General features: G+C 62.7%; 14 protein-coding genes. 4 read left to right on the forward strand and 10 right to left on the reverse strand.

Annotated features, from left to right (window positions below):
* Positions 1-19: 19 nt before the first annotated feature.
* The 8 genes from ACZ89F_RS11590 to ACZ89F_RS11625 form a co-directional block, all read right to left on the reverse strand.
* Positions 20-205 (reverse strand): hypothetical protein, encoded by a 186-nt coding sequence (locus ACZ89F_RS11590; protein WP_476091984.1) that lies wholly within the window; start codon positions 203-205, stop codon positions 20-22.
* A gap of 186 nt (positions 206-391) precedes the next feature.
* A complete protein-coding gene (locus ACZ89F_RS11595; protein ID WP_476091986.1) occupies positions 392-2,485 on the reverse strand; it encodes an ASKHA domain-containing protein in 2,094 nt (697 codons plus the stop codon).
* Positions 2,486-2,495: 10 nt separating this feature from the next.
* Complete coding sequence (locus tag ACZ89F_RS11600) at positions 2,496-3,470, reverse strand: methyltetrahydrofolate cobalamin methyltransferase (RefSeq protein ID WP_476091988.1); 975 nt, start codon at positions 3,468-3,470, stop codon at positions 2,496-2,498.
* A gap of 81 nt (positions 3,471-3,551) precedes the next feature.
* Positions 3,552-4,643: a methylenetetrahydrofolate reductase gene (locus ACZ89F_RS11605; RefSeq protein WP_476091990.1), complete on the reverse strand. Its 1,092-nt coding sequence runs from the start codon at positions 4,641-4,643 to the stop codon at positions 3,552-3,554.
* Positions 4,640-5,251 carry a methylenetetrahydrofolate reductase C-terminal domain-containing protein gene (locus tag ACZ89F_RS11610; protein WP_476091992.1) on the reverse strand — a complete coding sequence of 204 codons (612 nt, stop codon included), beginning with the start codon at positions 5,249-5,251 and terminating at the stop codon, positions 4,640-4,642. The genes ACZ89F_RS11605 and ACZ89F_RS11610 overlap by 4 nt, the downstream gene beginning before the upstream one ends.
* Entirely contained in the window at positions 5,244-5,546 is a 303-nt protein-coding gene (locus ACZ89F_RS11615; RefSeq protein WP_476091994.1) for a virulence factor, read from the reverse strand. The genes ACZ89F_RS11610 and ACZ89F_RS11615 overlap by 8 nt, the downstream gene beginning before the upstream one ends.
* A 305-nt stretch (positions 5,547-5,851) precedes the next feature.
* Positions 5,852-6,634: a formyl transferase gene (locus tag ACZ89F_RS11620; protein WP_476091996.1), complete on the reverse strand. Its 783-nt coding sequence runs from the start codon at positions 6,632-6,634 to the stop codon at positions 5,852-5,854.
* A gap of 94 nt (positions 6,635-6,728) precedes the next feature.
* Positions 6,729-7,304 (reverse strand): DUF4893 domain-containing protein, encoded by a 576-nt coding sequence (locus tag ACZ89F_RS11625; protein WP_476091998.1) that lies wholly within the window; start codon positions 7,302-7,304, stop codon positions 6,729-6,731.
* Positions 7,305-7,418: 114 nt separating this feature from the next.
* Between ACZ89F_RS11625 and ACZ89F_RS11630 the strand changes: the two genes are divergently transcribed.
* Entirely contained in the window at positions 7,419-8,342 is a 924-nt protein-coding gene (locus ACZ89F_RS11630) for an NAD-dependent epimerase/dehydratase family protein (protein WP_476092000.1), read from the forward strand.
* On the opposite strand, the gene ACZ89F_RS11635 is transcribed toward ACZ89F_RS11630, so the two are convergent.
* Positions 8,339-8,971, reverse strand: coding sequence for a DUF1638 domain-containing protein (locus ACZ89F_RS11635; RefSeq protein ID WP_476092002.1), 633 nt, complete (start codon positions 8,969-8,971; stop codon positions 8,339-8,341). The genes ACZ89F_RS11630 and ACZ89F_RS11635 overlap by 4 nt on opposite strands.
* Positions 8,972-9,035: 64 nt before the next feature.
* Between ACZ89F_RS11635 and ACZ89F_RS11640 the strand changes: the two genes are divergently transcribed.
* On the forward strand, positions 9,036-9,173 hold the full coding sequence (locus ACZ89F_RS11640) for an entericidin A/B family lipoprotein (protein WP_057142997.1): 138 nt from the start codon (positions 9,036-9,038) through the stop codon (positions 9,171-9,173).
* Between the two features lie 85 nt (positions 9,174-9,258).
* Here ACZ89F_RS11640 and ACZ89F_RS11645 read toward each other — a convergent pair whose 3' ends face one another.
* On the reverse strand, positions 9,259-9,957 hold the full coding sequence (locus tag ACZ89F_RS11645) for a corrinoid protein (protein ID WP_027029468.1): 699 nt from the start codon (positions 9,955-9,957) through the stop codon (positions 9,259-9,261).
* Positions 9,958-10,232: 275 nt separating this feature from the next.
* Here ACZ89F_RS11645 and ACZ89F_RS11650 point away from each other — a divergent pair, with 275 nt between their 5' ends.
* Positions 10,233-11,807, forward strand: coding sequence for a trimethylamine methyltransferase family protein (locus ACZ89F_RS11650; protein WP_476092004.1), 1,575 nt, complete (start codon positions 10,233-10,235; stop codon positions 11,805-11,807).
* 89 nt (positions 11,808-11,896) lie between these two features.
* Positions 11,897-12,592, forward strand: coding sequence for a hypothetical protein (locus ACZ89F_RS11655; protein WP_476092006.1), 696 nt, complete (start codon positions 11,897-11,899; stop codon positions 12,590-12,592).
* Positions 12,593-12,618 lie beyond the last annotated feature (26 nt).

Genomic DNA, 12,618 nt, shown 5'->3' on the forward strand with positions numbered 1-12,618 from the left:
CATTTGTCGGCGAAAGTCATCAGCGCGGCGTACCCAGAAGCAGCGAGGTAAGTGCGGCTTGCGGATCGTTCGGCGGCGATGCCGGCCAACCAATGTCCCTCTGGACATGCGGCGGCAGGCTGTTCAGCGCGCGGATCGCCTTGTTCCTGGCGTGGGTCTGCCTGATGGTCACACCGAAGCGACCGAGATTTCCGAACATCGACATTTTCATCTCCCTTGAAGAACGGCAGCGGTCGAGGATTATCTTCGGCCGCCGTTCGATGCCCGGGTAATGCACCTGCCATGTATCGGATGGATTTCGCGAAAACAGCGTTTCGGTTTCCGGATCAGGCGATCCGGAAACATTTGCATGCAAATGAGTTTGGAGAGGCGGCGGCCTGGGCTTGGCCGCCTATTCCCGCCCGCGCCGCCGCCCCTCGTGGCCTTCGCGCGAACGCCGGCGCGGGGTGGCGTCGCCGGCAACGCCGTCCTCGCTGACCGTCTTGCGCGGCGGCAGCTTCACCACCGCCGACAGTTTCGGGAACGGATCGACCTTGTTGGGCAGCGCCATGGCGTAGACGAAATGCTCCTGGAATTTCGGTTCCAGCGCCGTCTCGATCTTCTCGATCTTGCTGACCGTGTCCTCGATCTCGCGGCGATAGCCGCGATTGAGCAGGGCCATGCGCGCACCGGCACCGGCGGCGTTGCCGACCGCGGAAACCTTGTCGAGGTCGCAATCCGGGATCAGACCCAGCACCATGGCGTATTTCGGATCGATGAAGGAGCCGAAGGCGCCAGCGAAATGGATGCGGTCGACATGCTCGGTGTTCTGCTTTTCCATCAACAGCTTGGTGCCGGCATAAAGCGCCGCCTTGGCGAGCTGGATGGCGCGCACGTCGGTCTGGGTAATGGTGATCTTCGGCCCATCTTCCTTCAATGCGGCAGAGCCTTCCTTCAGCACATAGGAGAAGGTGCGGCCGTTGGCGGTGACGCGCGGCGAGCGGGCAGAAAGTCCGCCGTCGATGACGCCATCCTCGGAAATGATGCCGGCGAGATACATCTCGGCCACGACTTCGATGATGCCGGAGCCGCAGATGCCGGTGACGCCGGTTGCCTGGACACTGTCCAGGAAGCCCGGCTCGTCCGACCACAGTTCCGAGCCGATGACCCGGTATTTCGGCTCCAGCGTGTCGGGATCGATGCGCACGCGCTCGATGGCGCCTGGGGCGGCGCGCTGGCCGCCGGAGATTTCGGCCCCCTCGAAGGCCGGGCCGGTCGGAGAAGAAGCTGCCACGACCCGCGCACGATTGCCGAGCACGATCTCGGCATTGGTGCCGACATCGACGATCAGCATCATCTCGTCCTGGCGATGCGGGCCTTCCGACAGCGTTACCGCCGCCGCATCGGCGCCGACATGGCCGGCGATGCAAGGCAGCATATAGAGCCGGGCGCCCTGGTTGAGCTTCAGGCCGATGTCGGATGCCTTGATGTGCACCGCGCCCGAAACGGCGAGCGCGAAGGGGGCGCCGCCAAGCTCGGTCGGATCGATGCCGAGGAACAGATGGTGCATGATCGGATTGCCGACGAAGACGGAATCCAGGATGTCGTTGCGCTGCACATTGCCTTCGGCGCAGACCTTGTCGACCAGGCTCGAGATCGCCTCGCGCACGGCGACCGTCATGCCTTCGCGGCCATCCGGGTTCATCATCACATAGGAGACGCGGCTCATCAGATCCTCGCCGAAGCGGATCTGCGGGTTCGACGTGCCGGACGAGGCAGCGACGCGGCCCGACAGCAGCGACACCAGATGCATGGCGATGGTGGTCGAGCCGATGTCGCAGGCCAGGCCATAGGCTTCGTTCTTGAGGCCGGGCCACAGTGCCACGACGCGCGCGGTCTCTGAGTCGGCATCCTTGTAGATGGCGGCGGTCGCGGTCCAATTGCCCTTGCGCAGGATGCCTTGCACCTGCGGCAGCAGATAAAAATCGAAATCGAGGTTTTTCAGGCCCCAATCGTGCATCAGCGCGATCTTCAGGCGGTCGAGGTCGCCAAGCGGCTTGTGCATGTCGGGCTCTTCGATCTCGACATAGCACATGCGGATCGCTGAATCGCGGGCGATCACCCTGGTATCGGCATCCTTGCGGATGGTCTGCGCGTTGATGACCGTATCCTGCGGCACGTCGATGACGAGGTCGCCGAGGATCTGCGCCGAGCAGGAGAGGCGGCGCCGCTCTGGCAGGCCGCGGACGCGCTCATAGCGCTCTTCCTTGGCGCCCTTGGGCGAAATGTGGTCGTTGGAGGAGACGATCTTGTGCTTGGCGAAATTGCCTTCCTGCACCTCGATCTGGCAGCGCCCACAGGTGGCGCGTCCGCCGCAGACGCTTTCGACATAGACGCCGAGCTGGCGCGCGGCATCGAGCACCGGGGTGCCAACAGGAAACCGCCCGCGCTTGCCCGACGGCATGAACAGCACGAGCGGGTCGGTGATGTTTGCAGGTGAATTCACGATTGCGCGCTTATCCTCGGCCCATCCGGGCTTCACGGCCGCCACGGCGGCGACCGCCGTTGCTGGCGCCTTCGCCCGGCGCATTGACCTGCGTCGGGGCGGCAACGGCCTGGCCGCCTTCGGCCGGCTTGTAGTCCTTGTAGGTCCTGATCCAGTTGGTGCAGTTCTCGTCGGTGCCGTTCAGCACATTGGCGCCGCGCACGGCTTCCATTTCCTGCGGCCGCACCGGGTTCATGATGGCTGATGTCATGCCGGCGCCGATCACCATCGGGATGAAGGCGGCGTTGATGCCGTGGCGGTGCGGCAGGCCGAACGAGATGTTGGACAGGCCGCAGGTGGTGTTGACCTTGAGCTCCTCGCGCAGACGGCGCAGCAGCGCGAAGACCTGACGGCCGGCATCGCCCAGCGCGCCGATCGGCATCACCAAAGGATCGACGACGACGTCATGCGCGGGAATGCCGAAATCGGCGCAGCGCTGCACGATCTTCTTGGCGACGGCGAAGCGCACGTCCGGGTCCATCGAAATGCCTGTCTCGTCGTTGGAGATGGCAACGACCGGCACGTTGTATTTCTTGACCAGCGGCAGGATGGCTTCGAGCTTTTCTTCCTCGCCGGTGACGGAGTTGACCAGCGGGCGACCCTTGGCGACCTTCAGTGCGGCTTCGATCGCGGCGGTGACCGAGCTGTCGATCGACAGCGGCAGGTCGACCAAGCCCTGCACGATCTCCAGCGTCTGCACCAAAAGACCGGGTTCGGTCTCGTTCGGATTGACCGAGGTGACGCCGGCATTGACGTCGAGCATGGTGGCGCCACAGGCTGCCTGCTCCAATGCGTCCCTGATGACGGTCTCGAAATTGCCCGCGATCATCTCGGCGGCCAACTTCTTGCGGCCGGTCGGGTTGATGCGTTCACCGATCACGCAGAACGGCTGGTCGAAGCCGATGATGATTTCTCGTGTCGCCGAGGCGACAATGGTACGGGTCATGAAGTCTCTCCGCCGTGATATAAAGATTTCTTTATATCGTTGTCTGGTTTCGTTCAAGCGAATGGGTGGCCGTCCGCGCCGTCAGTGCGCGGTCTTCACCATGTCCACCTGCGTTTCGGTAATGTCGTCGTGCAAGATGCTGTCGAGCCGGTCGGCAACCATCTGGTCGTCGCGACGGATTTCGCGTTTCCATGGCTGGCGCCCCTTCAGAACGCCCGATTCATCGACGATCTCGGCCACATATTCCTCCTGCCGGTAGGCCATCACGTGAACGCCGGAAACGCCTGATATTTCCTTCACCTCGTTGATGATGTCGATGCAGAGCTGCTTGCCTTCCTTCTTCTGGTCCTGGGCGCCTTCCAGCCGCTTGATAACCGAATCGGGGATATGGATGCCCGGCACGTTCGAGCGGATCCACTTGGCCGTCTTGGCCGATGCGAGCGGGCCGACGCCGACCAGGACGAAGCATTTTTCGGTGTAGCCGAGGTCGCGGACCTTTTGCATGTAGGTGCGGAACATCGGCACGTCGAAGCAATACTGGCTCTGCACGAATTGCGCGCCAGAGGCGATCTTCTTGCCCAGCCGATGCGGACGGAAGTCGATCGGCGGCGCGAACGGATTGATCGCGGCACCAAGGAAAAGCTGCGGCGGCGTCGTCAGCTTGCGGCCGGACAGGAACTTGCCATTGTCGCGCATGATGCGGCAGGTCTCGAGCAGCGACATGCAGTCGAGGTCGAACACCGGCTTGGCGCCGGGCTGGTCGCCGGCCTGCACGCCGTCTCCGGTGAGGCACAGCATGTTGGCGACGCCCATCGCCGCCCCGCCCAGCACATCGCCCTGGATGGCGATGCGGTTCTTGTCGCGGCAGGCGATCTGCATGATCGGCGCATAGCCCATGCGGGTCAGCAACGCGCAGATGCCGACCGACGACATGTGGCAGTTGGCGCCCGACGCATCGACGGCGTTGATGGCGTCGACCCAGCCGTCGAAGATTTTTGCCCTGTTATAGACATCTTCCGGATCGGCGCTGTCGGGCGGATTGAGCTCGGTCGTCACGGCGAATTCGCCGCGCCGCAGGACGCGCTCCAGCCGGCCGCGCGAGGTATGGCCGGGCAGGGGGGCGAGCGGCAGGTGGATGCCGTCCGGGTTCTCATCGCGCTGGCGGCCGATCATGCCGACGCCCCGGTGTTTGCTGCCCCATTCTTGCCGGCAGCGGCGGCTTCGCGCGCTGCGGCGGCCTGCGCGGTCACCCGCAGCCAGGCCGAGGTTTCGCGCAGCGACTGGTCGACCGGCTTCTGCACCGTCAGGATCCTCTCGCTGTGCACCATGTTCTGCGAGCCTTCCCAGGCCTTGACCCAGACGCAAGGCATATCGGGCTCGACCTCGCAATTGCCGTTGGCGCGCACGCCGCCGCAAGGGCCGTTGCGCAATTGCTTGGGGCAGTTCATCGGGCACGACATGCCGGTCGACGACAAGATGCACTGGCCGCACATGCGGCAGTCGAACATGAAGCCCTTGACGCGCTTCTCGACAAATTTGATCGGCCCTTCGACGCGGCCGTAGCCGATGCCTTTCCACAAGGGGTGGAGAAGCAGGAACATGTCGGCGAATTTGGAGTAGAACCATTCGAGCAGGCGGGAGTGCCTGATCGACCACAGCCGGACCGCGAAGGAACGCTGCACGCGCCGCTGCGGCGACACGTCGGCCGGCTTGTAGTCGGATTTCGGCGCTGCCTTCTTGACCAAAGTGGCCTGGGTAACCGCCGGCTGGGTGTCAGACATTTTCCTTGCCGCCCGCTTTGACCAGAGCGACCAGCCGCTCGCGGTCGTATTTGGTGTCGATATCCTGAAATGCCTTTTCGACTTCGGCTTCGAGGTCGTCGCCGACCGGAATTGGATCGGCCTTGCGCCATTCGGCGAGATAGTCGTCGGTGCCGCCGGCGCCGGTGCGCATGGCGCACATGTCGATCGCCTCGGTGAAGCGCAGCGGCAGTTCGCGCTTGGCGTTCTGCCGACCCTTCTTGACGATGACCTGGGCAGGGATGTCGCGCCAGTAGACGACGATCAGATCGGCCATGAATTCTCACTCCCGTAGAGCGCCGCACGTTCCAGTTGGATGCGCAAAGGACGCTCTACCACTTCAATTTGCTGCATCGTGCTTTCCGAAGATCGATTCCGATTTTCGGGCCGATGCAGTATCGGAGCATTGCCGGAAGCGCAGGTGGGCCGCTTGTTATGGGACGACGCGCGCGCATTCAAAAGCGACGCATTTCGATGTCGTAAAATGAAAGGTGGGTTTATTCGTTTGCAGCGTGTGCCAGCGGCAGGTTTTGCGTATCGGAATAACCGTCGCGCGGCATGCGGATCCGGGCGAGGAACGCGTTACCAGATGCCGGTTTTCAGGCCTGTCCAGAGATAAAACCAGATCGTCGGGTGATACCATTGTTGCGACGGCAGGCCCGGGTCGATGGTGGTGAGTTTTCCGGCCAGCACGTCGCTGACCGCCTCGACGCAAATGTCGCGCGAGAACGCGGCCTGGCGCAGTGCGTAGCTGGAGATAGTGTCGCCGCGCTTGGGCTCACCGCGCACCTGTTTCAGCACGGCGCCCGTGTCGACGCCGGCATCGACCAGGTGCACGGTGGTGCCGAAATTCCGCGGGTCGCCTGATGTCAGCGCCCAGTAGCCGCCATTCATGCCGCGGTATTTCGGCGTGATGCCGGCGTGATAGTTGAGCACCGGGCAAGGCATCCTGGCCAGCATGCCCTTCGACAACAGCCTGCAGCCGTTAAGCAGGACAACGCCAGGCTGGATCTTCTCGATCGCCGCGAGGCATTCCGGCCCGTTGGCGGAAGCAACATGGATGATCTCCTGGTCCTGCCGCGGCTCGATCTCGAGCTTCTCCTCGGCAATCAGCCGCTCGGCACGGCCGGCGAGGAGCCGCTTGCCAAGCCTGCTCAGCACCATCGTGCCGAGCTGGCCGATGGCGGAGATCCAGCCCTGGCGGCGAGCGCGACCGATCAGCAATTGCTTTTTGGATTCAGGCGTTTCGAGGATAACGCTGACAGACCCGACGCGGTCGGCGATCGCATTGACGATAGCCCAGACATGGGGGCCTCCTCCGGTGACGACCACGATCGGACGCGTACTGGATCCTGATGCTGCCATGGATCTTGCCCCCTCCAAGCAACCCGTTCTCGACAATGGGCGGGATGCTAGGGCGTCCGGGTTAATCCTTGGTGATCAGCTCTTCGATACACTGTCAGCGCTTGAATTCGATGATATCGAGCTTCGATTCATAGTAGGGCGCCGGAAATTCAATGCGCCATTCCTTGGCGCTGTTGCGAAAGGCGTAGCCGACCTGATCGGTCTGCGGGCCGCTGCCATAGGGCTTTGCCGGATCATCGTTGACATAGAAGGAGCCGAGATAGATCGCACGTTTTTCGCCATCGTCGAAGAAACGGCCCTTGGTGCGCTGCGAGCCGCTGATCTTTTCCAGCCGCCAGCCGGAACCGTCGTCGGTCACCTTGCATTTGAACCAGCCATAGATGACGAGTGGTAAAGGTCCGCCGGCCTTGATGGTGCGGCACTGCCAGTTGCCGGTCAGGTCCTTGTCGGAAAAGGCCACCAGCGGCTTCGCCAGCAAGGCGTCGAGTTGCTTGACCTCGGCGGGATCGCCGGCTTTCGCCTCGGCGAGCGCTGCCTTGCGGGTCTCGCCATATTTGTCGAGCCGCGTCTTGTCGGCGGCGGTGATGAGTTTCTGCACCTCGCCATCGGCGAGCACTGGGAGAGTGCAGCAGAGCAGGCTGACAAGGGCGAGCAGCGGGCGAAGTTTCATCGGAGGCCTCCCGGTTGATGTCTGGCGCAGCGCCGCTGGTGCATAACTTATCGGATCGCTGGCGCCTGTCATCCGTGCTTAACAGCGTCACGGTCAAAAATCATGGTGTGACGAATGCGAATCTTGCTCACGGGATCGTCGGGTTGGCTGGGCAGCGCGCTGGCGCCGCGTCTGCGCGCGCTTGGGCACGACGTCACCGGGCTCGATCCGGTGCCGTCGGCGGAAACGCAGATGATCGGCTCGATCGCCGACCGCGACCTTGTCATGCATACAGTTCGGGACAACCGGATCGAGGCGATCATCCACAGCGGCGCGCTGCACAAGCCCAACATCGAGAACCGCGCCAACAGCGATTTCGTCGCCACCAATGTGCAAGGCACGCTCAACCTGCTCGACGCGGCGGTGGCGGCCGGCGTGCAGCGCTTCGTTTTCACCTCGACGACGTCGTTGATGATTTCGCAGGCGATACGCGACGGCTTCAGCGGTGGCGCGCGCAAGGCGGCCTGGCTGACGGAGGCGATGTCGCCCGAGCCGCGCAACATCTATGGCGTCACCAAGCTTTCAGCCGAGCATCTCTGCCGCCTCTATCATATCCAGCACGGGCTGCCGGTGGTGGTGCTGCGCACGGCCCGCTTCTTTCCCGAAGCCGACGACATGGCGCATGCGATCGAACAATCGGACGCCAACACCAAGGCCAACGAGCTGTTGTTTCGCCGGTTGACGGTGGAAGACGCGGCCGATGCCCACATCCTTGCTCTCGAAAAGGCGCCGCAGCTGGGCTTTGACATTTTCATCGTCTCTGCGCCGACGCCGTTCCGGCCCGATGATTGCGCGGTGCTGATCGCCGACGCGCCGTCGGTCGTCACGCGCTATTTTCCGGATTTTCCTGCGCTTTACGCGCGAAAGGGCTGGACGATGTTTTCCTCCATCGACCGGGTCTACGATGCGTCGCGGGCGAGGGACAGGCTGGGTTTCGTCTGCAAGACGAGCTTCGCCGATGTGCTTGCGGCGCTGCGGGCGGAAGAGGGGGCCGCCTAGCCCGTGACAGCAGCGGCTTGCGCCATTCCGGCCGTCAGGTCGCCATAGCCGGTGGCGCGGCGTTCGTAGACGAGACCGAGCATTTTGGCGGCTTTTTCGGCGACCTTGTCGAGTTCCGGATCGTTGGTCTGGGCCAGATAGATCAGCTTCTCGTAGTTGCCGAAATAGTCCTTGATCAGCTCCGGGTGCTTGTCGAGGCCGAGCGGCTTCATGAAGAAAGCGTCGAACTGCCGGCAGAGGAAGTCGGTCATGTAGAACGACATCATGTCGTCGTCGGCGATTTTCTGGTAGGCCTCCATGCCTTGATAGAAGGCGAAACAGTGCGGGCCGGCCATGCGCTCGACGCCGTGCTTTTCGCAGATACGGTCGAGCAGGCCGCCGGTGCCGCAATCGGCATAGCCGACGAAGATGTTGATGTAGCCTTCGGCCTTGGCCTTTTCGATTGCCTTGTCCATGGCCGGAGCGATGCGGTCGGGATAGAAATGGAATTCCGCCGGCAGGCAGGTCAGGTCGAGGTGATCCAGTCCGAGCTGTTCCTTGACGGCCAGAACTTCGCGCGCAATCATCCCGCAGGCGATAACGAGCAGCCTGTCGTCTTGATTCGGTTTCGTTTTTTGCGTCTTGGCCATGGAACCCGTCGAGCCGGCCTTCGTTGCTGTCGCGCTAATTTATCTGTTGAGGGAGACACCGTCCATGAAACTGCTTCGCATCGCACCGATTGCCATTCTTGCTTGTGTCCTTGCCCTTACGGCTTGCGCGAACACCGTTCGCGGCGTCGGCAAGGACGTCAAATCGACGGCCAGGGCGGTCAAGGACACTGTCGCCAACTGATTGGCAGCCTCGTCCATCATCTGGGAACAAAAAAGCCGCGCTGCAAGGCGCGGCTTTTCTTGTCGGTCCATCCTGATGCCTTGGGTCAGGCCGAAGCGCGGACGTTGTGCTTGCGCTTCATGAAGTCCTTGGCGGTCTCGACCGCCACCGCGGCATCGCGGCAATAGGCATCGGCGCCGACGGCCTTGCCAAATTCCTCGTTGAGCGGCGCGCCGCCAACCAGCACGACATAGTCGTCGCGGATCCCCTTTTCCTTCATCGTGTCGATGACGACCTTCATGTAGGGCATGGTCGTGGTCAAAAGCGCCGACATGCCGATGATGTCGGGCTGGTGCTGCTCGATCGCATCGAGATATTTCTCGACTGCATTGTTGATGCCGAGATCGATGACGTCGAAGCCGGCGCCTTCCATCATCATGCCGACGAGGTTCTTGCCGATGTCGTGGATGTCGCCCTTGACGGTGCCGATGACCATCTTGCCCTGCTTGGGCGCGCCGGTGGCGGCGAGCAGCGGACGCAGGATGAACATGCCGGCCTTCATCGCGTTGGCCGACAGCAGCACTTCGGGAACGAACAGGATGCCGTCGCGGAAATCCTCGCCGACGATGCGCATGCCTTCGACCAGCGCCTCGGTCAGCACCTTGTAGGGCACCCAACCGCGCTCGAGCAGGATGTTGGTACCTTCCTCGATCTCTTCCTTCAGCCCGTCATAGAGATCGTCGTGCATCTGCTGCACCAACTCGTCGTCGGAAAGTTCGGAAAGGATGATCTCGTCGTCGGACATTTGTATCGAGCTCCTGCCGGCATCGCGACCATGTCGCAAAGCACAAAATATTCGCGTTCATACCTAACCCGCTCAGGGCATGTATCCATAGCTGATTTGCGACTTCCCGCAAAAGGAAAGCGACCGTAACTCTCTTGGAATTCTTGTCGATTTTGCGACAGGCGTTGGCGCTGGCGGGCCGTTTCGAATAGGGTGCATGGCTACGATCTGGCAAGAAGCGGCGAGAGGCAGCCGCTATGGATTCCAGACAAGAACAGATTCAGGGAAGAACCACCATGGGCGAACACGCGGCAGTCGATCAGGAAGCGTCAAACGCGCGACGTGGGCGCGGCGCCAGCGGCGGGGCTGCTGCCCGGCGGGCAGCACGTTCTGGCGGTGGTCCGGGCACGCAGCTCACCTACATCAAGCGCAAGATCAACGTTTATGAGGTGCTGGACGAGGAAGGCCTGGCGCTGATCGAGAAGAACACCGACACGGTGCTCGAGGAGATCGGCATCATCTTCCGCGACGATGCGGAAGCGCTGCAGCTGTGGAAAGAGGCCGGCGCCGACGTCAAGGGCGAGCGTGTGCACTTTCCGAAGGGGCTGTGCCGTTCGCTGCTCAAGACCGCGCCGCCCGTCTACACCCAGCATGCCCGCAATTCCGAGCGCTCGGTGCAGATCGGCGGAAATGCCACCGTTTTCGCGCCGGTCTACGGCCCGCCCTTCGTGCGCGACCTCGATGGCGTCAGGCGTTACGCGACGATCGAGGATTTCCAGAATTTCGTGAAGCTCGCCTATATGGCGCCGTCGATCCACCATTCGGGCGGCACGGTGTGCGAGCCGGTCGATGTGCCGGTCAACAAGCGCCACCTCGACATGATCTACAGCCACATCAAATATTCCGACAAGCCGTTCATGGGTTCGGTGACCGCGCCGGAGCGCGCCGAGGATACGGTTGCCATGGCCAAGATCGTGTTCGGCGACGATTTCGTCGAGAACAACACGGTGCTGACCAGCCTGATCAACGCCAACTCGCCGATGGTGTTCGACGAGACCATGCTCGGCGCGCTGAAGGTCTATGCGCGCCACAACCAGGCCTGCATCGTCACGCCATTCATCCTTGCCGGCGCGATGAGCCCGGTGACGGTGGCCGGCACGCTGACGCAGGTTCTGGCCGAAGTGCTGGCCGGCGCCTCGTTCACGCAGCTGATCCGGCCGGGCGCGCCGGTTCTGTTCGGCACCTTCGCCTCGTCGATCTCGATGCAGTCGGGCGCGCCGACCTTCGGCACGCCGGAGCCGTCGCTGGTTTCCTATGGCGCGGCACAGCTTGCCCGCCGCCTCGGCCTGCCGTTCCGTACCGGCGGTTCGCTCTGCGCGTCCAAGGTTCCGGATGCACAGGCGGCCTATGAGAGCGCCAACACGCTGAACTCGACCATCCTCGCCGGCACCAATTTCGTGCTGCATTCGGCCGGCTGGCTCGAGGGCGGGCTCGCCTCCTGCTACGAAAAATTCATGATGGACATCGACCAACTCGGCATGACGCAAAAATTCTCCGAGGGCGTCGACCTGTCGGAAAACGGCCAGGCGATGGACGCCATCCGCCAGGTCGGGCCGGGCAGCCACTATCTCGGCTGCGACCACACCCAGGCGAATTTCCAAACCGCCTTCTACCGCTCCAACATTGCCGACAACAATTCCTACGAGCAGTGGCTGGCCGAAGGCCAGAAAACCGCGCCGCAGCGCGCCAACGAACTCGCTCGCCGCTGGCTGGAAAGCTACGAGGCGCCGTATCTCGATCCGAGCATCGACGAGGCGCTGAAGGAGTTCATCGCCAAGAAGAAGGGGTCGATGCCCGACGCCTTCACTTGAAAGGAGCCCGAGTCAGGCGGGGCTAAAGTCGCCAACATCATCCACAAGGAAGTCTGGCGGAGCGCGTTCTCCGATCCGGTCAAGAAGGAATGATTGCGCCTGCCGGCAGCGTTGACCGCATTGCTGCGGCGCTTCACGCCAACGGCCTAGTTCTTCGTGGCGGGTTCAATTTTGCTCCAGGTGAAGCGCCGCCAACGGGCTCATCCGGTGCGCAGGCAGCGGCCGTCCTGCTTGTGGGGCAGGCGGGTGCGGCGCCCTGGCCGCATTTTCTGCGTTGGCGGGAGCAACAGCCACAAGTAGTCGCCAATCCGCTCGACACCTGGTCGCGCGAAGTGATCGGTGCGGTGGCGGAGACATTCGGGGCGAGGGCCGTTTCGCCTTCCGACAAGCCCTATCTGCCGTTCCAGCAATGGGCGATGCGGGCGGAGGGGTTGAGGCCTTCACCGCTCGGCATCCTCATGCATCCGCGATACGGGCTCTGGCACGCCTATCGCGGTGCGCTGCTGTTCGAGGACGAGCTTCCGGTTCAAGCCGCTGAAGCAGTGACCCATCTTTGCGATACATGTATCGAAAAGCCCTGCCTGAAATCCTGTCCGGTCGACGCTTATTCCGCGCAAGGGTTCGCCTATCAATCCTGCCTGGCGCATGTGCGGGGAGCGAATGGCGAACCGTGCCGCAGCAGCGGCTGTCTCGACCGCAATGCCTGTCCCTATGGCACCGACTACCGTTATCCTCCGGAGGTCCAGGCGTTTCACATGGCAAGCTTTGTGGCGGCGGCCGGCTGATCGAAATGCAGCCCTGATGCAGGCAG

The sequence above is a fragment of the Mesorhizobium sp. USDA 3734 genome, from assembly GCF_056279665.1.

What these genes read in the sequence shown, in the direction of transcription:
- ACZ89F_RS11620 (WP_476091996.1), bottom strand. Translation starts at nt 6,634, where the DNA reads ATGGCAGCATCAGGATCCAGTACGCGTCCGATCGTGGTCGTCACCGGA.
- ACZ89F_RS11615 (WP_476091994.1), bottom strand. Translation starts at nt 5,546, where the DNA reads ATGGCCGATCTGATCGTCGTCTACTGGCGCGACATCCCTGCCCAGGTC.
- ACZ89F_RS11610 (WP_476091992.1), bottom strand. Translation starts at nt 5,251, where the DNA reads ATGTCTGACACCCAGCCGGCGGTTACCCAGGCCACTTTGGTCAAGAAG.
- ACZ89F_RS11630 (WP_476092000.1), top strand. Translation starts at nt 7,419, where the DNA reads ATGCGAATCTTGCTCACGGGATCGTCGGGTTGGCTGGGCAGCGCGCTG.
- ACZ89F_RS11655 (WP_476092006.1), top strand. Translation starts at nt 11,897, where the DNA reads ATGATTGCGCCTGCCGGCAGCGTTGACCGCATTGCTGCGGCGCTTCAC.
- ACZ89F_RS11600 (WP_476091988.1), bottom strand. Translation starts at nt 3,470, where the DNA reads ATGACCCGTACCATTGTCGCCTCGGCGACACGAGAAATCATCATCGGC.
- ACZ89F_RS11625 (WP_476091998.1), bottom strand. Translation starts at nt 7,304, where the DNA reads ATGAAACTTCGCCCGCTGCTCGCCCTTGTCAGCCTGCTCTGCTGCACT.
- ACZ89F_RS11640 (WP_057142997.1), top strand. Translation starts at nt 9,036, where the DNA reads ATGAAACTGCTTCGCATCGCACCGATTGCCATTCTTGCTTGTGTCCTT.
- ACZ89F_RS11635 (WP_476092002.1), bottom strand. Translation starts at nt 8,971, where the DNA reads ATGGCCAAGACGCAAAAAACGAAACCGAATCAAGACGACAGGCTGCTC.
- ACZ89F_RS11645 (WP_027029468.1), bottom strand. Translation starts at nt 9,957, where the DNA reads ATGTCCGACGACGAGATCATCCTTTCCGAACTTTCCGACGACGAGTTG.
- ACZ89F_RS11605 (WP_476091990.1), bottom strand. Translation starts at nt 4,643, where the DNA reads ATGATCGGCCGCCAGCGCGATGAGAACCCGGACGGCATCCACCTGCCG.
- ACZ89F_RS11590 (WP_476091984.1), bottom strand. Translation starts at nt 205, where the DNA reads ATGTCGATGTTCGGAAATCTCGGTCGCTTCGGTGTGACCATCAGGCAG.
- ACZ89F_RS11650 (WP_476092004.1), top strand. Translation starts at nt 10,233, where the DNA reads ATGGGCGAACACGCGGCAGTCGATCAGGAAGCGTCAAACGCGCGACGT.